The 20,656-nt window shown below is 68.1% G+C and carries 15 protein-coding genes and 3 pseudogenes; 9 read left to right on the top strand and 9 right to left on the bottom strand.

All coding sequences use genetic code 11. The features are described 5' to 3' along the window. Window positions 1-45 precede the first annotated feature (45 nt). From ACZ53K_RS39515 to ACZ53K_RS39490, 6 genes and pseudogenes are all read right to left on the bottom strand, one after another. The gene (locus ACZ53K_RS39515; protein ID WP_468847019.1) at window positions 46-885 is read right to left on the bottom strand and encodes an alpha/beta fold hydrolase; all 840 of its coding nucleotides are present in this window, start codon (window positions 883-885) and stop codon (window positions 46-48) included. Further along, entirely contained in the window at window positions 882-1,313 is a 432-nt protein-coding gene (locus ACZ53K_RS39510; protein WP_468847016.1) for a helix-turn-helix domain-containing protein, read from the bottom strand. The genes ACZ53K_RS39515 and ACZ53K_RS39510 overlap by 4 nt, the downstream gene beginning before the upstream one ends. Window positions 1,314-1,415: 102 nt before the next feature. After that, window positions 1,416-1,649, bottom strand: a pseudogene (locus tag ACZ53K_RS39505) (iron chelate uptake ABC transporter family permease subunit); the annotation flags it as partial. A gap of 379 nt (window positions 1,650-2,028) precedes the next feature. After that, window positions 2,029-2,385, bottom strand: coding sequence for a hypothetical protein (locus ACZ53K_RS39500; RefSeq protein ID WP_468847013.1), 357 nt, complete (start codon window positions 2,383-2,385; stop codon window positions 2,029-2,031). 199 nt (window positions 2,386-2,584) lie between these two features. Continuing rightward, window positions 2,585-2,680, bottom strand: a pseudogene (locus ACZ53K_RS39495) (IS5/IS1182 family transposase); the annotation flags it as partial. 59 nt (window positions 2,681-2,739) lie between these two features. Further along, a complete protein-coding gene (locus ACZ53K_RS39490; RefSeq protein WP_468847011.1) occupies window positions 2,740-3,339 on the bottom strand; it encodes a hypothetical protein in 600 nt (199 codons plus the stop codon). A 410-nt stretch (window positions 3,340-3,749) separates the two neighbouring features. Here ACZ53K_RS39490 and ACZ53K_RS39485 point away from each other — a divergent pair. Further along, window positions 3,750-4,037, top strand: a pseudogene (locus ACZ53K_RS39485) (helix-turn-helix domain-containing protein); the annotation flags it as partial. Between the two features lie 304 nt (window positions 4,038-4,341). Next, window positions 4,342-7,059, top strand: coding sequence for an aconitate hydratase AcnA (gene acnA, locus ACZ53K_RS39480; protein WP_468847009.1), 2,718 nt, complete (start codon window positions 4,342-4,344; stop codon window positions 7,057-7,059). Between the two features lie 210 nt (window positions 7,060-7,269). Here acnA and ACZ53K_RS39475 read toward each other — a convergent pair whose 3' ends face one another. The 3 genes from ACZ53K_RS39475 to ACZ53K_RS39465 all read right to left on the bottom strand — a co-directional run bounded on the left by ACZ53K_RS39475 (window position 7,270) and on the right by ACZ53K_RS39465 (window position 11,767). After that, the gene (locus tag ACZ53K_RS39475; protein WP_468847007.1) at window positions 7,270-7,989 is read right to left on the bottom strand and encodes an FG-GAP repeat domain-containing protein; all 720 of its coding nucleotides are present in this window, start codon (window positions 7,987-7,989) and stop codon (window positions 7,270-7,272) included. A 78-nt stretch (window positions 7,990-8,067) separates the two neighbouring features. Further along, window positions 8,068-8,205, bottom strand: coding sequence for a hypothetical protein (locus ACZ53K_RS39470; RefSeq protein ID WP_468847005.1), 138 nt, complete (start codon window positions 8,203-8,205; stop codon window positions 8,068-8,070). A 136-nt stretch (window positions 8,206-8,341) separates the two neighbouring features. Next, window positions 8,342-11,767, bottom strand: a complete 3,426-nt coding sequence (locus tag ACZ53K_RS39465; protein WP_468847003.1) for a GH92 family glycosyl hydrolase — start codon at window positions 11,765-11,767, stop codon at window positions 8,342-8,344. Between the two features lie 419 nt (window positions 11,768-12,186). Here ACZ53K_RS39465 and ngcE point away from each other — a divergent pair, with 419 nt between their 5' ends. The 7 genes from ngcE to ACZ53K_RS39430 all read left to right on the top strand — a co-directional run bounded on the left by ngcE (window position 12,187) and on the right by ACZ53K_RS39430 (window position 20,438). After that, a complete protein-coding gene (ngcE, locus tag ACZ53K_RS39460) occupies window positions 12,187-13,629 on the top strand; it encodes an N-acetylglucosamine/diacetylchitobiose ABC transporter substrate-binding protein (protein WP_468847000.1) in 1,443 nt (480 codons plus the stop codon). A 70-nt stretch (window positions 13,630-13,699) separates the two neighbouring features. After that, window positions 13,700-14,623 (top strand): carbohydrate ABC transporter permease, encoded by a 924-nt coding sequence (locus ACZ53K_RS39455; protein WP_468846998.1) that lies wholly within the window; start codon window positions 13,700-13,702, stop codon window positions 14,621-14,623. Further along, on the top strand, window positions 14,623-15,522 hold the full coding sequence (locus tag ACZ53K_RS39450; protein ID WP_468846995.1) for a carbohydrate ABC transporter permease: 900 nt from the start codon (window positions 14,623-14,625) through the stop codon (window positions 15,520-15,522). Before ACZ53K_RS39455 ends, ACZ53K_RS39450 begins: the two co-directional genes overlap by 1 nt. A gap of 269 nt (window positions 15,523-15,791) precedes the next feature. Continuing rightward, window positions 15,792-17,000 carry an ROK family transcriptional regulator gene (locus tag ACZ53K_RS39445; protein ID WP_468846992.1) on the top strand — a complete coding sequence of 403 codons (1,209 nt, stop codon included), beginning with the start codon at window positions 15,792-15,794 and terminating at the stop codon, window positions 16,998-17,000. Between the two features lie 150 nt (window positions 17,001-17,150). Beyond that, the gene (locus ACZ53K_RS39440) at window positions 17,151-18,260 is read left to right on the top strand and encodes a substrate-binding domain-containing protein (RefSeq protein ID WP_468846989.1); all 1,110 of its coding nucleotides are present in this window, start codon (window positions 17,151-17,153) and stop codon (window positions 18,258-18,260) included. Window positions 18,261-18,345: 85 nt separating this feature from the next. After that, entirely contained in the window at window positions 18,346-19,140 is a 795-nt protein-coding gene (locus ACZ53K_RS39435) for an ATP-binding cassette domain-containing protein (RefSeq protein ID WP_468846987.1), read from the top strand. Then, window positions 19,137-20,438, top strand: a complete 1,302-nt coding sequence (locus ACZ53K_RS39430) for a sugar ABC transporter permease (protein WP_468846983.1) — start codon at window positions 19,137-19,139, stop codon at window positions 20,436-20,438. The genes ACZ53K_RS39435 and ACZ53K_RS39430 overlap by 4 nt, the downstream gene beginning before the upstream one ends. Window positions 20,439-20,656 lie beyond the last annotated feature (218 nt).

Genomic DNA, 20,656 nt, shown 5'->3' with positions numbered 1-20,656 from the left:
GGCCCGAACCCGACCCCCGGTTCCGGCTCGGACGCCGGCCGCACCTCACCCCCGTAGGAATTCCGACACCGCCTCGGTCTGCCCCAGGATCGCGTGCCCGACCCCGGGCAGCAGCCGTACGGTCGCGTCCGGGACGTTCGCCCGTACGCGCCGGGCGGTGTCCGCCGAGTCGAAGAAGGCGTCGTCGGTGCCCGCGATCACCAGTACGGGCACGTCCAGGCGGCGCAGCGCGTCGTCCGAGAGCAGCGGCAGGCGTTCCGTGCGCGGCTTGAACTGGGTGAATGTCAGGACGATCTGGTCGAGTACCGGTGCCGCCTCCGGTGCGGTCAGGCCCGTGGCGCTCCGCGCCGACCGGCGGATTCCCCGGCGGCCGAACAGGCGCAGGAGCAGGGTCCTGAAGAGCAGCCCCACGCGCTGCTTGCCCAGGCCGCCGGGGCACAGCAGCGCCAGGCGGGTGACCCGGTCCGGGCGGCGGGAGGCGTAGTCGAGGGCTGTCCAGCCGCCGAGGGAGGTGCCGACGAGCGGGGCGGACGCGATGCCCAGCGCGTCCAGTACGTCGTCGAGCCATCGCGCGTACGCGTCCGAGGCCAGGGGCGGGCGTGACGGCGCGCTGCGGCCCGGTTCGCCGATGATGTCCACCGCGTACGTACGGAAGTGCTGTGACCAGGCGGCGATGTCGCCCTGCCACATGGCCGCGTTCGTGCCCGAGCCGTGCAGCAGGATCACGGGCGGAGCGTCCTCGGGCCCGGAAGCGATGACGAAGGTCTCGCCTTCGCGGGGCGGCAGCCGTAAATGCTCGGCGGGAACCGGCCAGTTGGCCAGTGCTTCCTGGTAGCGCCGCTGGAGCTCCCGCTCGCCGGCCGCGGACTTGTAGATCGTACTCATGAGGCGAGTACCCCCTCGATGTAGTCGAACAGACGGGCGGTGTCGCCGAGGCCGCCGAGAATGACGACCTTCATCCGGGCCCGCTCCGGGTCGTACGCCGTCTCGATCCGCAGCGGCCGGTCGCCGGGGCCGCGGTGGGCGGCCGAGCTGGTCAGCAGTGTGGAAAGGCGGTCGGCGGTCCGGGCGTCGACCGCGTCGATCTCCACGATGCTCGACACCTCGCTGTGCCGCTGCCCGCCGGCCGGGCCCTCGGAGCCGGCGGGGGCCGGGCGGCCGGTGAAGGCTTCCAGGTCGTCGTGGGCGATCCGGTACTGCTTTCCGATGCGGACGGCGGCGAGCCGTCCGTCCCGTACGTAGTTGCGGACGGTGCGGACGTGCAGGCCCAGGCGCTCGGCGACTTGTTCCACGGAGTAGAGGCGATCGTTCACGAACGCACCCTAAACTTCCCTATGTGAGGGTGCAATAGGGAAGTTTAGGGAGTTATGCGTGGTGGTGGGCGGAGGAAGGTCTTTGTGGAGGGCCCCGGCCCCCTACCGCGCCCCGCCCCGGCTCCGGATCAGCAGCCACAGGAAGTACGGCGTCCCGATGACCGCCGTGAGCAGCCCTGCTCCGAGCTGGGCCGGGGCGATCACCGTCCGGCCCACCACGTCCGCCGTACCCACCAGCGCCGCACCCAGCAGCGCGGCCACCGGCACCACCCGTACATGCCGACGGCCCACCAGGGCGCGGGCCGCGTGCGGGGCGACCAGGCCGACGAAGGCGATTCAACCCACGACTCGTAGCCCACCAGGGAGTGCGACGTCGCCGCCCAGTACTCGCCCGTGAAGTTCTTCTGCCCCTTGAACGCAGTGAACTTCCGAGCTGGCGAGGCATGTTCAAAAGGTTCGTCCCAATGCCGGGCCAGTGGACCGAACCGCTCGGAGCCGTCGGACCCGACGAAACCGACCTGGATATCCGAGAGCCACTCCCAGGCCGGTACGGCTTCCGCCGGCTCACCCACGAGCACCTCCCCGCCTCCATCACCCCGGCAGTGCGAGAGTGGAGCATCCTGCGGATCATCGTGGCCCAGAACCGGATCGCGTCACGCGAACGGGTGACATCCCGTCTCAAACAATCTGGTCGATGCAGCCCCGCACGGGTGGGTCAGCGGCACAGCGTCTGCTGGGCCAGGGCCAGCGTGACCTTGATGTCGTCGCTCCACGAGCAGACCTCCAGCCACGACAGATACCCCGCCTCGGCAAAGACCAGGACTTCGCCGGGGCAATCGCCGTTCCCCGTGTAGATCTGTGCCTCGGCCGCTACCACTGTGCTCGCCCCGGAGGGCGCCGGCCGGACCGCCGCTGTGTCGAGCTCGAAATAGGCGGTGCCACATCCACAGGTACAGCGCTCTCGAACCCGGAGGTGGGGTACCTGATTGCGGAGCGCCAGGTGAACGGGATCGTCGCTGCTGAGAAGGACGTCGAGAACGTCAGCCACGTCGGGGGGAAGGGCCTCTGCCATACCAGCACCGTATCCGACCCAGCCCGCCCTGCCGGACCAGATCAATTGAGACGCCAAGCGAATCGAACCAGGTCATTTGAGACCGGGACCAGGCCCACCAAGACGGGACAGTTCGGGCTGGATGCCCATCGGCTGCCGACGGCGTTGACCTGTCGCAGTGAAGGTTGAGCGATTCTCGGCGAAGGTTGAGTGAGCGTATTCAGCGTTGCCGCTCCAGGGTGAGGACGGCTTTGCTGATGACGGTCATCTGGTTGGGGCTGATGCGGGATCTGCGGAAGATCTGCGTCGAACGAAGGACCCGCCCCCACCGGGCAGGCGGTGGGGGCGGGCCCTTCGTTCGACGCGACCGTGAGGTCAGGCGCGCACCATCCACCAGGCGCCGATGCCGTTGCAGCCGCCCGCCATGAAGTTGATGCTGCGGTAGCCGGGTGGGATCGGGGAGCCGGAGCAGGTCCAGATGCCGTTGCGGACGAGCTGGTGGTACCAGGCGCCGACGCCGTTGCAGCCGGTGCGGTTGTAGCCCGTGATGACGTAGCCGGGCGGGATGGGCGAGCCCCCGCAGGTCCAGCGGCCGTCACGGGCGAGCTCGTGGTACCAGCCGCCGACGCCGTTGCAACCGATGCGGTTGTAGTTGGTGATCACATAGCCGGTCACGATCGGCGAGCCGCCGCAGGTCCAGATACCGTCGCGCACGGGCTCCTGGTACCAGGCGCCGGCGCCGTTGCAGCCGCCGCGGCTGTAGTTGGTGATGACGTACCCGTCCGGGACGGGCGCCCCGGAGCAGGACCAGCCGCCGGCCTTCGCCGCCCCGGTGGTCGCGGCGGTGGCCGTGCCGGTGGCGGCGCCGGTGAGGGCGGCCGCGATCAGTGCGACGGTGCCCACGACGGCGGCGAGGCGGCTCCGGACGGCAGCCAGCGTCTTACCGCTCCACAGGTGACCGAAATATCTGTCCAATTCACACCAGCCCTATCGACATGATCACTTCAGGTCTGTTGACGGTCAAGAACACCGGATGGCGCAATAAAAGTCACCCCGTACGGTCGCGATTGTGAGAAGCGCATCACTGTGCGTAAATGCCAAACCTGGGCTGGCCGGGCTGGTATGAGGGGGCGTCAGGTTCCGAATGTTCCTGCGGCACTCGTACGGGTGAACGGGGTCGGTGGACCGTCCGTAGGACCGTTCGGCATGCCGGACTGTGGTGACATCGATCGAGGGGATCGCCATGAGCGCACTCACTGAGCGTTTTCAGCGTGGCTACTGATCGGGGGAGGCCGATGAGGTCGAGGTGAGGGACGCAACGCACAAGGCTCCGGTGCCGTTGAAGGAGGTTTTCGAAGTCTCAACCCACCAGCACAGGAGCCCTGTTGGTTCCCTATTCTGCCGCACTCGACCTCCCGCACGCCCTGGTCGAGTGGGTCACGATGCTCATCGTCACCCGAGAGGGTGGCCAACGGTGCAAACTCCCGCCGCACCGGCGTGCGCTCGTCGCTCTGGTGTACCTACGCCACCACGACACCCTCTCCCGGATCGCCGCCGGCTTCGGGATATCCGTCGGCACCGCCCACGCCTACGTCACCGCCGTCACCGGCCTGCTCAAGACGCTTCGCGAGCACGATCCGGAGTTCGTCCTGCTGGACGGGACTCTCGCCGAGTTCCCCCATCGTCTCCCCAGACAGCCAGCCCTAAATGATCACTCAACCTTCGGTGGGAAAACCTAGGGGTCGCCAACCTTCGATGACAACGCCCAACCTTCGCTGCGAGAGATCAGGCGGGCGCGCATGACCGCGCGGCGGGGATGTACTAGAGTTATCTCGACATCGAGATATCTGCCGGGAGGCGTACCGCTGCCGCGCTAGTAAGGCTTGCCTAACTTAGCCTTACCTTAGCTGATCGGCAAGGATCTGTGACGGCAGGATTGCGGTGGTACGCGCGAATCATGCATTGAAGGAGACTGTCGTGTCGGCGAACAGCTTCGACGCCCGCAGCACGCTGCAGGTGGGCGACGAGTCGTACGAGATCTTCAGGCTGGACAAGGTCGAGGGCTCCGCCCGCCTTCCCTACAGCCTGAAGGTGCTGCTGGAGAACCTGCTCCGCACTGAGGACGGCGCGAACATCACCGCCGACCACATCCGTGCGCTGGGCGGCTGGGACTCCCAGGCGCAGCCCAGCCAGGAGATCCAGTTCACGCCGGCCCGCGTGATCATGCAGGACTTCACCGGCGTGCCCTGCGTCGTGGACCTCGCGACGATGCGTGAGGCGGTCAAGGAGCTGGGCGGCGACCCGGCGAAGATCAACCCGCTGGCCCCGGCCGAGCTGGTCATCGACCACTCCGTCATCGCCGACAAGTTCGGCACCGCCAACGCCTTCCAGCAGAACGTGGAGCTGGAGTACGGCCGCAACAAGGAGCGCTACCAGTTCCTGCGCTGGGGCCAGACCGCCTTCGACGAATTCAAGGTCGTCCCGCCCGGCACCGGCATCGTCCACCAGGTCAACATCGAGCACCTGGCCCGTACGGTCATGATCCGCAACGGCCAGGCGTACCCCGACACCCTCGTCGGCACCGACTCGCACACCACCATGGTCAACGGCCTGGGCGTGCTGGGCTGGGGCGTCGGCGGCATCGAGGCCGAGGCCGCGATGCTGGGCCAGCCGGTCTCCATGCTCATCCCGCGCGTCGTCGGCTTCAAGCTGACCGGTGAGCTCAAGCCCGGCACCACCGCCACCGACCTGGTGCTGACCATCACCGAGATGCTGCGCAAGCACGGTGTCGTCGGCAAGTTCGTCGAGTTCTACGGCGAGGGCGTCGCCGCCACCTCGCTGGCCAACCGCGCCACCATCGGCAACATGTCGCCGGAGTTCGGCTCCACCGCCGCGATCTTCCCGATCGACGACGAGACGCTGAACTACCTGAAGCTGACCGGCCGCTCCGAGCAGCAGGTCGCCCTGGTCGAGGCGTACGCCAAGGAGCAGGGCCTGTGGCTGGACCCGGCCGCCGAGCCGGACTTCTCCGAGAAGCTGGAGCTGGACCTGTCGACGGTCGTCCCGTCGATCGCCGGCCCGAAGCGCCCGCAGGACCGCATCGTCCTGGCCGAGGCCGCCCAGCAGTTCGCCCAGGACGTACGCAACTACGTCAGCGAGGCGGACCTCGACGAGGCGGGCAAGGAGTCCTTCCCGGCCTCCGACGCCCCGGCGGTCTCCAACGGCGTGGCCAGCAAGCCGACCCAGGTCACGGCCGCCGACGGTTCGGTGTACGAGATCGACCACGGCGCCGTCACCGTCGCCGCGATCACCTCCTGCACCAACACCTCGAACCCCTACGTCATGGTCGCCGCCGCACTGGTGGCCAAGAAGGCGGTCGAGAAGGGCCTGTCCCGCAAGCCCTGGGTCAAGACCACCCTCGCCCCCGGTTCGAAGGTCGTCACGGACTACTTCGACAAGGCGAACCTGACGCCCTACCTGGACAAGATGGGCTTCAACCTCGTCGGTTACGGCTGCACCACCTGCATCGGCAACTCCGGTCCGCTGGACGAGGAGATCTCGAAGGCGATCAACGAGGCCGACCTCGCGGTCACCTCGGTGCTCTCCGGCAACCGCAACTTCGAGGGCCGGATCAACCCCGACGTCAAGATGAACTACCTGGCGTCCCCGCCGCTGGTCGTCGCGTACGCCATCGCCGGCTCCATGAAGGTGGACATCACCACCGAGGCGCTCGGCACCGACCAGGACGGCAACCCGGTCTACCTGAAGGACATCTGGCCCTCCGAGGCCGAGGTCAACGACGTCGTGGCCAACGCCATCGGCGAGGACATGTTCTCCAAGTCGTACGAGGACGTCTTCGCGGGCGACGCCCAGTGGCAGGCGCTGCCGATCCCGACCGGCAACACCTTCGAGTGGGACCCGCAGTCCACCTACGTCCGCAAGCCCCCGTACTTCGAGGGCATGACGATGGAGACCAGCCCGGTCTCCGACGTCCAGGGCGCCCGAGTGCTGGCCAAGCTGGGCGACTCGGTCACCACCGACCACATCTCCCCGGCCGGTGCGATCAAGGCCGACACCCCGGCCGGCCAGTACCTCACGGAGCACGGCGTCGAGCGCCGCGACTTCAACAGCTACGGCTCGCGCCGCGGCAACCACGAGGTCATGATCCGCGGCACGTTCGCCAACATCCGCCTGCGCAACCAGATCGCGCCGGGCACCGAGGGCGGCTTCACGCGTGACTTCACGCAGGAGGACGGCCCGGTCTCCTTCATCTACGACGCGTCGCAGAACTACCAGGCCGCCGGCATCCCACTGGTCATCCTGGCCGGCAAGGAGTACGGCTCCGGCTCGTCCCGCGACTGGGCCGCCAAGGGCACCGCGCTGCTCGGCGTCAAGGCCGTCGTCGCCGAGTCCTACGAGCGCATCCACCGCTCGAACCTCATCGGCATGGGTGTCCTCCCGCTCCAGTTCCCCGAGGGCGCCTCGGCGCAGTCGCTGGGCCTGACCGGCGAGGAGACCTTCGACATCACCGGCGTCACCGCCCTGAACGACGGCGGCATCCCGGAGACCGTCAAGGTCAAGGCCGGCGACGTGGAGTTCGACGCCAAGGTGCGCATCGACACCCCCGGCGAGGCGGACTACTACCGCAACGGCGGCATCATGCAGTACGTGCTGCGCTCGCTGATCCGCAAGTAACGGACGTGACCCGCTCCGTGTGAGCGGAACGGGCACGAGGGCCGCACCCCCAGCCGGGGGTGCGGCCCGCTTCCGTATCCGGACAGCGTCGCCCGGCCGCTCCGGCACACCGGGAAAAGCAGTGCGACGCGCCCCCATGGGGACGCGTCGCACCATCACCTCACCGGCGGGCGGGGACCGGGTCTCCCGGCTGCCGGTGGTCTCAGGCGGCTAGAACATCCAGCTGTAGATGTTGTAGCCGAAGCCGACCTGCTTGCGCGGCTCGAAGGGGGCCGCCGCGTTGCCGGTGCCCTTGTACAGCCACAGCTTGCCGTCGGTGCCGCGGGCGACCAGGTCCGCGCGGCCGTCGATGTCCACGTCGCCGGTGGAGACCAGGGCGTTGTACGCGTTCCAGCCCGCACCGATCTTCACACGCGACGAGAAGGGCGCCTTGTAGTTGCCGGTGCCCTGGTAGAGCCACAGCGCGCCGGAGGAGTCCCGGGCCACGATGTCGGCCTTGCCGTCGCCGGTCAGGTCGCCCTTGCCGGAGATCTGCGTGTAGGCGTCCCAGCCGGCGCCGATCCTGATCCGCGAATCCACCTGACCGTTGTCGTAGCCAAGGTAGAGCCACAGCACGCCCGCGTTGTCCCGGGCGAGGATGTCGTACGCGGAGGCGCCGCCGAGGCTGCCCGGCGACAGGACCTTGTTGTAGATGTTCCAGCCGCCGCCGATCGTCCGGACCTCGTCGGTGCCGGCGTCGGAGTAGTACAGGTTGCCGGTGTGATTCCAGACCCACAGGCCGTCGACCAGACCGTCGCCGTTCTGGTCGGCCTGGGTCGCGTATTTGAGCGTGTCCCAGTCCGCCGCGGCGAAGGTGCGTTCCGCGAAACCGCCGGTGCCGTTCGGGAGGTACCCGTACAGGAAGCCGGAGGTGCGCTCGACGCCGTACATGCCGAACACCGGAGCTTCGGCCTGCGCGGCGGCGCGGAGCTTCGGTGAGACCTTCGCCGCCGCGCCGACCTCGACGTTCTACACCGGAGCGGGTATCGGCGCCGGGGCGTCGGCCGCCGCGGTTCCGGCGCCGGCGCCGACCAGGGCGGCGGTGACTGCCGCGACAGCCAGACGGGACAGGACACGTCCGTGCTTACGGCCGGGAAGTCTGGCCACGTGAATCTCCATTTGCCAGGTGATGAGGCGCAATGCGTCTACATGAGGCACGACGCACCTACATGAGGTGCGTCGCGGGATTCTCAGGATCTTTGCACAAGGCCTTCACATGTCAACTGGTTTGCGGATGGTCTGATCAATTGGCCCCGGAAGCACCCCCGGTCGGACCGATCAGCTCAAGCTCCGCCAAAGTGGCCCGCGTTGACGGGACCAGCCGGTAATGCGGGTACATCCCGGGGGCTTTCACCGTGAAGACCCGGGTCTGCCGGCCCCAGCCGAAGGACTCGCCCGTGCGCCGGTCGAGGGTCCGCCACTTCCCGTGCCGGTCCCGTCCCTCCAGCACCCAGGAGGCCGGAGCGTCCCCCTTCGCCGCCGAGGTGAGGGTGTACGAGGACACCCGCGCCGCCGACTTGAGGGTGACCGGGACCGACTCGAAGGACACCGCGGTGTCCGACGTGTCGTCCAGGAGAGGGCTGTCGCCCGGTGTCGACAGGTCGCCGTCCGGTGCGGGCACCCGGTCGTCGTGCGTGATGGACGACGGCGCCGCGTTCTTTCCCGTGCCCCAGGAGGAAGGCCGCGGCCCCATCGCGAATTCCAGGGTCCCGCCGCGGGCGAGCAGGGCGTGCGGCAGCGCGGTCGAATTCCAGGGCTTTCCGTTGACCCGCAGGCCTTGTACGTAGACATTGCGGGCGTTGTTGCGCGGCGCCTTGACGACGAGGTCGCGGCCGTTCTCCAAATGGACGGTGGCCTTGGTGAACAGCGGAGAGCCCACCGCGTATTCGGGCGATCCCATCACCAGCGGATAGAACCCGAGCGCGCTGAAGACGTACCACGCGGACATCTCGCCGTTGTCCTCGTCGCCCGGGTACCCCTGGCCGATCTCGCTGCCCAGATAGAGCCGGGAGAGGACCTCGCGGACCTTCTCCTGCGCCTTCCACGGCTGCCCGGCGGCGTCATAGGCGTACGCGATGTGGTGCGACGGCTGGTTGCTGTGGCCGTACATGCCCATCCGGGTGTCCCGGGCCTCGGTCATCTCGTGGATGACGTTGTTGTACGAGCCGGCGAATTCCCTCGCCGCGGTCTCCGGGGTGGCGAAGTACGTGTCCAGCTTCTTGGCCAGGCCCGCCCGGCCGCCGTACAGGTTGGCCAGGCCGCGGGTGTCCTGAGGTGCGGTGAAGGCGAACGACCAGGCGTTGGTCTCGGTGTAGTCATGGCCCCAGACACGCGGGTCGAACCGGTCGGGAGGCAGCCGCCAGTTGCCGGCCGAGTCCTTGCCCTGGAAGAAACCGACCGTGCTGTCGAAGTGCTTGACGTAATTGCGGGCGCGGTTGAGGAAGTACGCGGACTCCTCCTTGTAGCGCGGCTTCTTCGTCTTCTCGTACAGCGCCTGTCCCATGCGGGCGATGCCGTAATCGTTGAGGTAACCCTCCAACGCCCAGGACATGCCCTCCTTGGTGTCCGTGCTGGTGTAACCGCGGAAGGGCGAGGTGGTCATGCCCTTACGGCCGACACCGGGGCTGGGCGGGGCGACGGTGGCGTTCTTGACCGCCGCGTCATAGGCAGCGGCGGCGTCGAACTTCACGCCTTTCGCATACGCGTCGGCGAATGCCACGTCCGAACTGGTGCCGGTCATCAGGTCGGCGTAGCCGGGGGAGGACCAGCGGGAGATCCAGCCGCCGTCCTTGTACTGCTGGACGAATCCGTCGACCATTTTTCCCGCCTGCTTGGGTGTGAGCAGAGAATAGGCGGGCCAGGTGGTGCGGTAGGTGTCCCAGAATCCGTTGTTGACGTACACCTCGCCGTCGACGATCTTCGCTCCGGTGCGCGTCGGGGTGTCCGGACCGGTCCGGGGGGAGAAGGGGCTCGCGTACCGGGCGCGCGCGCCCACCTGCTCGTATCCGGAGTTGGGGTAGAGGTAGAGCCGGTAGAGGTTGGAGTAGAGAGTGACGAGGCGGTCCCGGCTCGCGCCCTCCACCTCGATACGGCCGAGGATGCCGTCCCACTGGGCGCGGGCGCGGTCCCTGACCCGCTCGAAGGAATCGCCTGCCGGAATTTCCCGCTCCAGGTTCGCGCGCGCCTGGTCGACGCCGATCAGGGAGGTGGCGATGCGCAGTGTGACCGTACGGTCCGCGCCGGGCCGCAGCTTCAGGTAACCCGTGACCTCTGGGCCACCGCCGCCGCTCAGCCTGCCGCCCGCGGTGACGGGCGCGTCGAGCACTCCGTACACGAAGAGCCGGGTGGCGCCGACGGAGAGGTTGCTCCGGACGTCCGAGAAGCCGGTGACGACGCCCCGCGCGGCGTCCAGGGTGAGGCCGCCGTTGTTGTTGACGTTGTCGAAGATCAGGTTCGCGTCGTCGCCGGGGAAGGTGAAGCGCATCAGCGCCGAGTGGTCCGTCGGGGCGATGTCCGTCTTGAGGCCGTTGTCGAAGGTGACGCCATAGTGGTGCGGCGTCGCGGTTTCGTTGGCGTGGTGGAAGGGCAGGGCGCGGGCGGCGCGGCCGGCGTCCGGGGTGCCGGCCGCGGTGGACGGCATGACCTGGAAGGTCTGCCGGTCGCCCATCCAGGGGCTCGGCTCGTGGCTGGCGGCGAACGCCTGGAGGGTGGGCAGGTTGGCGGCGTTGTTCTTCCGCGCGTGCTCATACAGCCAGTCCGTGGAGCCCGCGTTGGTCACCGGCGTCCAGAAGTTGAAGCCGTGCGGCACGGCGGTGGCGGGGAAGTTGTTGCCGCGCGAGAAGCTGCCGCTGGAGTTCGTACCGCGAGTGGTCGCCACGTAGTCGGACAGGTGGGCGGGCGGCTTCTGCCGGGTCTCGGGGCCCAGCGTGATGTCGTCCACCCAGCCGCGGAAGACCGCGGTGGTCTTCGGCGCGGTCGGGGCGTCGTACGCGACCAGGATTCGGTCGACGGTCTTGCCCGTCGCGACCGCGCCGATGCGCGACTGGCGGTGGTTCCACTGGTTGACGTAGAGCGTCTTGGCGGCGGCCTGGCCGCGCGGGGTCAGCGCGGCGCCGTTCTGGTCGGTGGCGCGCAGTTCGCTGAGATAGGTGCCGTCGGTGAAGGCCAGGTCGAGCGCGACGTGGGTCGCGGGGTAGCCCAGGTCGGTGGCGGCCATCTCGGGGAAGAGCTTGTACGACAGCGAGGTGGCGCGCGTGACGGGTACGTCGACGTCGAAGACCTTGTTGTACGAGTAGCCGCGGCCGGCTGCGGTGTGCGTCCCCGCGTACCGCAGGGCCCGCAGCCCGCTGAAGCCGGCGTTCGTCCTGGCGGTGGGGGAGGCGGTGGGGCCGGAGTCGGGGTGGCTGCTCATGCCGGTGCCCGGGCCGCTCTCGGGGCCCACCCCGGAGGCCTTCCCGGTGCCGTCCGGGCCGGTCTCGACGGTGTCCCGCCAGTCCGGCAGCGGATCACCGGCTTCGAATGAGGAGCTGAACCGCCGGTCGTTCGGGGGCTTTTGGGGCGGGGCCGCGACGGCGGGGGAGTAGGCCGTCAGGACGAGCAGGGCCGCGGCCGCGAGTGCGACGGGGCGAGCCGTGCCGGGCAGGGGTCTGTGCCGGTGTCTGAGCCGCACGCGTACCTCTCAACGAAGGCGACATTTCAACGAGCTGACATCGTTGTCAATGGCGTAATGCAGAGATAAGTAAGGTGCGTGGGGTCTTTGTTGTCAAGGGTGACCCTGCGGACGACGGCCAGAAGTCCGCGGCCGAAGCGACGCATACCGGCGAGGTCTCAACTCGGGAAAGATGGCGGCCCGAACTTGCTTACGATCTTGCCGAGTTGACGTGAAGTGGACTATACCTGTCGGCGTCCGATCGACTGTGCGAACGACGTCGCGGACCCGGGGGGACCTGCGGAGCAGCACAAGAAATCGGCCCCGCACATCCCTAGCGCACCCGGTGCACATCCCGTACAACTCAGCTTCATCTGACCCGCGGTGCCGGGGTGGCTCCGGTACACCGCCTGAGTCCTGAAGAAGGCGAGGACTTGCGCATGGGATCCACCTCGAATTTCAGCCGTCGCGACCTGATCAAGCGGTCCGCGGCGCTGGGCATCGTCACCATACCGGCCATGAGCGCACTGTCGGCGTGCGCCGGCAGCGGCGGTGACGGCAGCAAGAAGGTCGACAAGGGCGAGAAATCCGCCAAGAATCCCCTGGCGGTCAATGACAGCGCGGCCCTCGACGTCGTCATCTTCGACGGCGGATTCGGCGACAAATACGCCAAGGACGCCCAGGCCGAATACGTCGCCGCCTTCCCCAAGACCAAGGGCAAGGTCAAGCTCGCCTCCACCCAGAAGATCCAGTCCACGCTCCAGCCACGGTTCAACGGCGGCAACCCGCCGGACCTCGTGGACAACTCCGGCGCCGAACAGATGGACTTCGGCACCCTGGTCTCCAAGAACCAGCTCGCCGACCTCACCCCGCTGCTCGACGCCCCGTCGATCGACGACCCGGACAAGAAGGTCCGCGACACGCTGCGTCCGGGCGTGGTCGAGATGGGTCAGTTCGGCGGCAAGGAAACCTGGATCATGTACTACGCGTACACGGTCTACGGCGTGTGGTATTCCAAGACCAACCTCCAGAAGGTCGCCGACGCGGAATACCCGCAGACCTGGGACGAGATGCTCGCCGTGTGCGAGAAGGCGAAGAAGAAGGGCGTCGCCGGCTGGACCTACCCCGGCAAGTACCCGTACTACCTCCCCTTCAGCCTCTACCCCTTCATCGCCAAGATCGGCGGCGAAGAGGTACTGCGCAAGATCGACAACCTGGAGCCGAACGCCTGGAAGGACCCGGCCGTCAAGGCCGCCTTCAACGCGTACTACGAGCTGTACAAGAAGGGCTACGTCCTCAAGGGCTCGCCCGGTCTGGACCACCTCCAGTCACAGAAGGCGTGGGCCGAGGGCAAGGCACTGTTCATACCCAACGGCTCATGGGTGGAGAACGAGTCGGCCAAGCAGATCGAGAAGAACCCCGAATTCCAGCTCTCGGTCGGCGCGCCGTCCAGCCTCTCCGGCTCGGACAAGATGCCGTTCGGCACGATCTGGGCCTCCGGCGGCGAGCCGTACATCGTGCCCCGGCAGGCCGCGAACGTCCCCGGTGGCATGGAGATGCTGCGCATCATGCTCAGCAAGAAGTCCTCGCAGAACTTCATCAAGCAGGTCTCCTCGCTCACCTCGCTCAACGGCGGCACGGAGGGCCTGACCCTGCCCCCGGGCCTGGACTCGGCGCAGCAGGCGCTGCAGAAGGCCGGTCAGAACATCGTCAACCCGCGGATCCAGGACTGGTACGTGGCGCTGCAGAAGGAGAAGATCGGCGTCGGCGCGCTGGGCGAGATGATGGCGGGCCGGATGACTCCCGACGAAGCGATCAACAAGATCCAGAAGTACGCGGACGAGACGCGCGACGACAGCAGCGTCAAGAAGTACAAGCGCTGACCGGTGCATCTCACGCGTCACCAGCGGTGGCCTTTACGGCAGTCGCGGGGAAAGAACGGGATCGGTAGTCATGCAGCACGGTAAGTACCGCTTCATAGCGGGTTTCTTGGTCCTTCCGCTGGCGATATACGCGATCTTCGTGATATCGCCGTTCGTGCAGGCGATCTACTACTCCTTCACGGACTGGACCGGCCTGAGCTCGGACATGAAAATGGTCGGGTTCGACAACTACACGCGCCTCTTCAAGGACAGCGTCTTCTGGGCCTCGGTGGGAAACAGTGTGACGCTGTTGCTGCTGCTGCCGGTGGTGACGCTCTCGCTCGGGCTCTTCTTCGCCTTCATGCTCAACGTCGGTGGCCGCCGCAGGAAGAAGGCGGTCATCGGCGGTGTGCGCGGCTCGGGCACGTACAAGATTCTCTACTTCTTCCCGCAGGTGTTGTCGATCCCGATCGTCGCCCTGCTCTTCCAGTTCGCGTACAACCCGGAGAGCGGCGCGCTGAACGCGTTCTTCCAGGCGATCGGACTGGACAACGTGCAGCCTGACTGGCTGGGAGATCCGCAGCTCGCGCTCTGGTGCATCATGGGCGCGATGATCTGGGCCAATGTCGGCTTCTATGTCGTGCTCTTCTCGGCCGGCATGAGTTCCATACCGAAGGACTTCTACGAGGCCGCGCTGCTGGACGGCGCCAACCGGTTCAACACGTTCTTCAGGATCACCCTGCCGCTGCTCTGGGACACCGTGCAGACCGGCTGGATCTATATGGGCATCCTGGCCCTGGACGTGTCGGCCTTCGCCTTCGTACAGATCATGAGCGTCGGGCCCGGCGGCCCCGACTATTCCACCGAGGTGCTGCCGCTGTACGTCTATCAGAAGACCTTCCGCGACGGTCAGGCCGGATACGCCACCTCGATCGGCGTCTCCCTGCTGATAGTGACCCTGATCTTCTCGGCCATCGTCATGCGGCTGGGCCGGCGCGAGCGACTGGAGTTCTGATGAGCGTGCAGACCAAGACCCCGGCCGGGACGGGCCGGGGCGGCGCGGGCGGCAAGGGCGGTGAAAGCGGCGAGGGCCGGGTCCTGAATGTCTTCTCGCACGGCGTCCTGGTCATCTGGGGCCTGCTGGTCACCATGCCGCTGCTGTGGGCGGTGATCAGCTCCTTCAAGGACGACGGGGAGATCTTCGGCTCGCCCTGGGGCCTGCCGTCGGCGCTGCACTTCGACAACTGGGCGCGCGCCTGGGACAAGGCCAACATGGGCCAGTACTTCTTCAATTCGCTGATCGTGGTGGGCGGGTCGCTGATCGGCACCATGCTGCTGGGCTCGATGGCGGCGTACGTACTGGCCCGGTTCGACTTCCCGGGCAACCGTTTCATCTACTTCCTGTTCGTGGGCGGGATGGGCTTCCCGATCATCCTGGCGCTGGTCCCGCTGTTCTTCGTCATGAAGAACATGGCCCTGCTGGACACCTACCACGGCCTGATCCTGGTCTACATCGCGTACTCCCTGCCGTTCACCGTCTTCTTCCTCAGCGGGTTCTTCAGAACGCTGCCCACGTCGGTGGCGGAGGCCGCGCTCATCGACGGCGCGTCCCACACGCGTACGTTCTTCCAGGTCATGCTGCCGATGGCCAAGCCGGGCCTGATCAGCGTCGGCATCTTCAACTTCCTGGGGCAGTGGAACCAGTACCTGCTGCCGACGGTGCTGAACGTCGGCGACCCGGACAAGAAGGTGCTGACCCAGGGCCTGGTCGCGCTGGCGGTCAGCCAGGGGTACAAGGGCGACTGGTCCGGGCTGTTCGCGGGCCTGACCATCGCCATGCTGCCGGTCCTGGCCGCGTACATCATCTTCCAGCGGCAGGTGGTGGCGGGCCTGACGGCGGGCGCCCTGAAGTAGCCCCGCGCGCCGGAGCGCGAGCCTTGCGCCGGCACGACGTGGCCCGTACGGCACCGTGGCCCCCGCCGTCCCGCGGGGGCCACTGCGGTGTCTGCCGGAGGACCGTGTTTTGGCCACAGGTCCGGTGCACCCGGTCGAGGACTTGACGGAACCGGACCCGGGCACGTCAGCTTAGATTCACATGTTGGAGACAAGCCGGGTCCCGTCGGTGTGGCCCGGCCGGCGGCCGGTCGTCGTGCCGGGCGCTACAGGCGGGAGTGGATGAGTCGATGGAGACTCCGGGTTCGCAGTCCTCGCTGCACCGGGCCAATCTGGAGCGGGTCGTACGCGCGGTGCGCATGGCGGGTTCGCTGACCCAGGCGGAGATCGCCCGGAGCACGGGCCTGTCGGCGGCCACGGTCTCCAACATCGTGCGGGAACTGAAGGACGCCGGGACCGTCGAGGTCACGCCGACCTCGGCCGGCGGCCGCCGGGCCCGCAGCGTCTCGCTCTCCGGCGATGCCGGGATCGTCGTGGGCGTCGACTTCGGCCACTCGCACCTGCGGGTCGCCGTCGGCAACCTCGCCCACCAGGTGCTGGCCGAGGAAACCGAGCCGATCGACGTGGACGCCTCCGCCGCGGAGGGCTTCGACCGGGCCGAGCACCTGGTCAACCGGCTGATCGAGGCGACCGGCGTCGGCCCGGGCAAGGTCATCGGCGTCGGCCTGGGCGTCCCGGGGCCCATTGACGTGGAGTCCGGCACGCTCGGGTCCACCGCCATCCTGCCGGGCTGGAGCGGCACGAACCCGAGCGAGGAACTGTCCGGCCGGCTCGGCGTCGGCGTGTACGTCGACAACGACGCCAACCTCGGCGCGCTCGGCGAACTGGTCTGGGGCAGCGGGCGCGGCGCCGCCGACCTGGCGTACATCAAGGTCGCCAGCGGCGTCGGCGCGGGCCTGGTCATCAGCGGCCAGATCTACCGGGGCCCCGGCGGCACGGCCGGCGAGATCGGGCACATCACGCTGGACGAGTCCGGGCCGGTCTGCCGCTGCGGCAACCGGGGCTGCCTGGAGACCTTCACCGCCGCCCGGTACGTGCTCCCGCTGCTCCAGCCCAGCCACGGCCCCGACCTGACCATGGCGGAGGTGGTCCGGCTGGCCCGGGAGGGCGACCCGGGGTGCCGCCGGGTGATCGGGGATGTGGGGCGGCACATCGGCAGCGGGGTGGCCAACCTGTGCAACCTGCTCAACCCGAGCCGGGTGGTGCTCGGCGGCGACCTCGCGGAGGCGGGGGAGCTGGTGCTCGGGCCGATAAGGGAATCGGTGTCGCGGTACGCGATCCCCAGTGCCGCGCGGCAGTTGGGGATCGTACCGGGGACGCTCGGGGGCCGTGCCGAGGTGCTCGGCGCGCTGGCGCTGGTGCTCAGCGAGATGGGCGACTCGACGCTGCTGGACGGCACGCTGCCCGTCGACAGCACCGGCACCCCGGCCATTGCCTGACGTATACGACGCACGCTGAGTTCACACAGCTAACGTATGGCACCGTTGTCATCTCGTTAAGTATTTACTCCTTGACGGTCTGCGAGCGGCCGAGTTGACTTCCAGCCACCTCGGCCGCAACGACGCGGCCTCGTCAGGGAGGTTCCATTCGTGAACACGCATCTGCGTCGTGCTGCCGTGGCCGCGGCCGCCGTCTCGATGGCCGCCGGCCTCGCCGCCTGCGGTTCCGCCAAGGAAGCCGGCGGCGACTCGGACGCCGGGAAGGACAAGAAGGGGCCGCTGACCATCGGCCTCCTGCTGCCCGAGAACCAGACCGCGCGCTACGAGCGGTTCGACAAGCCGCTGATCGAGAAGAAGATCCGCGAGCTGGCGGGCAAGGACACCGAGATCCTCTACGACAACGCCAAGCAGGACCCCTCCGTCCAGCAGCAGCAGGTCGACACGATGATCACGAAAAAGGTCGACGCGCTGATCCTGGACGCGGTGGACGCCAAGTCCATCGCCTCCTCGGTCAAGAAGGCGAACGACAAGGGCATACCCGTCGTCGCCTACGACCGGCTGGCCGAGGGCCCGATCAAGGCGTACACCTCCGTGGACAACGAGCGGGTCGGCCGGATCCAGGGCGAGTCGCTCCTGAAGGAACTGGGCGACAAGGCGGGCCAGGGCGAGATCGTCATGATGAACGGGTCGGTCACCGACCCGAACGCCAAGATGTACAAGGACGGCGCGCACTCCGTACTCGACGGCAAGGTCAAGATCGGCAAGGAGTACGACACCAAGGAGTGGAAGCCGGAGAACGCCAACGAGAACATGAAGGGCGCCATCTCCTCGCTCGGCAAAGACAAGATCATCGGCGTCTACTCGGCCAACGACGGCATGGCCGGCGGCATCATCACCGCCCTCAAGAGCGCCGGCTTCACCAAGCTCCCGCCGGTCACCGGCCAGGACGCCGAACTCTCCGCCGTCCAGCGCATCCTCACCGACGAACAGTTCATGAGCGTCTACAAGCCCTACAAGCCGGAGGCCGACGCCGCCGCGTCGATGGCCGTCGCACTGGCCCAGGGCAAGAAGCTCGACTCGATCGCCAAGTCCACCGTCGACAGCGCCACCGAGAAGAAGGTGCCGTCCGTCATCGTGACGCCCTTCGCGCTGACCAAGGCCGATATTTCGAAGTATGTCGGCCAAGAAGGCTTCTTCACCAAGGCCGAGATCTGCACCGCCAAGTTCCAGTCCGCCTGCACCCAGGCCGGCCTGAAGTAAGCCCGCCGTCCGCCCGGCCCCGCCGCCCGCCGACCGGGCGCCGAGGGCCGGACGGCGCGTCCCCGCCGGTCAGGCGGCGAAGGAGATGATTCACGTGTCCGCTACGCCCGTGCTGGCGTTGCGCGGAATCTCCAAGCGGTTCGGTGCCGTACAGGCGCTCACCGATGTCGAACTGGAGATCCACCCCGGCGAGGTCGTCGCCCTGGTCGGCGACAACGGCGCCGGCAAGTCCACCCTCGTCAAGGCGATCGCCGGCGTCGGTCCCGCCGACGACGGCACCGTCGAATGGGAGGGCCGGCCCGTCACCGTCGACCGGCCGCACACCGCCCAGGAACTGGGCATCGCGACCGTCTACCAGGACCTCGCGCTGTGTGACAACCTCGACGTCGTCGGCAACCTCTTCCTCGGCCGCGAACTCGTCCGGGCCGGTGTGCTGGACGAGGTCGAGATGGAACGCCGCGCCCGCGAACTGCTCGCCACCCTCGCCATCCGCATCCCGAGCGTCCGCATCCCCATCGCCTCGCTCTCCGGCGGCCAGCGGCAGACCGTCGCCATCGCCCGCTCGCTGCTCGGCGAACCCAAGGTCGTCATCCTCGACGAGCCCACCGCGGCGCTCGGCGTCGAACAGACCGCCCAGGTCCTCGACCTGGTGGAACGGCTGCGCGAGCGCGGCCTCGGCGTCATCCTCATCAGCCACAACATGGCGGACGTCAAGGCCGTCGCCGACCGGGTGGCGGTGCTGCGCCTGGGCCGCAACAACGGCACGTTCGAGGTTCGCAGCACCTCCCAGGAAGAGATCATCTCCGCCATCACCGGCGCCACGGACAATGCCGTGACCCGGCGCAAGGCGCGTACCGATACCGCGGAGGGCCGGAAGTGACCACCAACCTGTCCAAGTCCGGCGACGAGCCGGCCGGCGGCACCCAGGGTGCCGCCGAGGGCGCTGCCGAGGGTGCCGTCATCGCCGTGGACCCGCGGCTGCTCGTGCGGCAGCAGGGCTTCAAGGGCTACCTCGACGAATTCCGCCGCAAGACGCGCAGCGGCGAACTGGGCTCCCTGCCGGTCATCGTCGGGCTCATCGTCATCGGCATCGTCTTCCAGCTCCAGGACTCCGCGTTCCTCGGTGCCGAAAACCTCTCGAACCTGTTCGTGACGGCCGCCGGCACCGGGCTGATCGCCGTCGGCATCGTCTTCGTCCTGATCCTCGGCGAGATCGACCTGTCCGTCGGCTCGGTCAGCGGCCTGGCCGCCGCGGTATTCGCCGTCCTCAACATCAACAACGGCATGCCGGAATGGCTCGCCCTGATCCTGGCCATCCTCACCGGCACCGTGGCCGGCGCCCTGCACGGCTTCTTCTTCGCCCGCATCGGCGTACCCGCCTTCGTCGTCACCCTCGCCGGGCTGCTCGGCTGGAACGGCCTGATGCTCCAGGTGCTCGGCTCGAACGGCACCATCAACCTTGACGACAGCGGCCTCGTCGCCAAGCTCACCAACCACTACTTCACCGACGTGGCCGCCGCGTACGGGCTGGCGACCATCGCCGTCCTCGCCTTCCTCGGCCTGTCGGTGCTCGACGCGCGCCGACGGGAGGCCGCGGGCGTACCGAGCAGGCCGCTCAGCGAGATCATCCTGCGTACGGTGGTCCTCGCCGTCCCCGCCTACCTGGTGGCCTGGCTCCTCAACCAGTACAAGGGCCTGCCGCTCGCGGTGGTCATCTTCCTGGGCGTCGTGGTGGCCCTCGACTTCGTACTGCGGCGCACCACGTACGGACGCCAGGTCTTCGCCCTCGGCGGCAGCGTCGAGGCGGCCCGCCGCGCGGGCATCAACGTCGCCTTCATCCGCATCTCCGTCTTCTCCCTCGCCGGCACGATGGCCGCCGTCGGCGGCATGTTCCTGGCCTCCCAGATCAACGCCGCCAACCAGTCCTCCGGCGCCGGCAGCCTGCTCATGAACGCGATCGCCGCCGCCGTCATCGGCGGTACGAGCCTGTTCGGCGGCCGCGGCAAGACATGGTCCGCGCTGCTCGGCGTCCTGGTCATCCAGTCCATCGCCTCCGGCATGGCCCTGCTGGGCATCGCCTCGGCCGTCCAGTTCATGATCACGGGGGCGGTGCTGCTGGCGGCGGTCGTCATCGACTCCGTGTCGCGCAGGACGCAGAAGACGGCGGGCCGGGTGTAGGCGAGGCGAGCTGCGCTCGCGGTTCACCGGTAAATGCCTGGGGGCCCTGGTCTGTGACCTTGGGCCTCCTCGGGGTGGGGCCTGCCCTCTGCGCTTCGCGCGAGGGGGTGGCGCTTCGCGCCGGGTTCGCATGGGTTGTGTGGTGGGTGCGGGTGCGCGCAGGGGGCCAACTCTCCCCCAGCCTCCGGCCGGGGGTGCCCCCACGGCACCGTGCACGT

This window comes from Streptomyces sp. NPDC033221, from assembly GCF_055577005.1.
This window is presented reverse-complemented; position numbering and strand designations above follow the sequence as displayed.

What these genes read in the sequence shown, in the direction of transcription:
- ACZ53K_RS39515 (WP_468847019.1), bottom strand. Translation starts at nt 885, where the DNA reads ATGAGTACGATCTACAAGTCCGCGGCCGGCGAGCGGGAGCTCCAGCGG.
- ACZ53K_RS39450 (WP_468846995.1), top strand. Translation starts at nt 14,623, where the DNA reads ATGAGCGTGCAGACCAAGACCCCGGCCGGGACGGGCCGGGGCGGCGCG.
- ACZ53K_RS39435 (WP_468846987.1), top strand. Translation starts at nt 18,346, where the DNA reads ATGATTCACGTGTCCGCTACGCCCGTGCTGGCGTTGCGCGGAATCTCC.
- ACZ53K_RS39500 (WP_468847013.1), bottom strand. Translation starts at nt 2,385, where the DNA reads ATGGCAGAGGCCCTTCCCCCCGACGTGGCTGACGTTCTCGACGTCCTT.
- ACZ53K_RS39475 (WP_468847007.1), bottom strand. Translation starts at nt 7,989, where the DNA reads ATGTACGGCGTCGAGCGCACCTCCGGCTTCCTGTACGGGTACCTCCCG.
- ACZ53K_RS39445 (WP_468846992.1), top strand. Translation starts at nt 15,792, where the DNA reads ATGGAGACTCCGGGTTCGCAGTCCTCGCTGCACCGGGCCAATCTGGAG.
- ngcE (WP_468847000.1), top strand. Translation starts at nt 12,187, where the DNA reads ATGGGATCCACCTCGAATTTCAGCCGTCGCGACCTGATCAAGCGGTCC.
- ACZ53K_RS39455 (WP_468846998.1), top strand. Translation starts at nt 13,700, where the DNA reads ATGCAGCACGGTAAGTACCGCTTCATAGCGGGTTTCTTGGTCCTTCCG.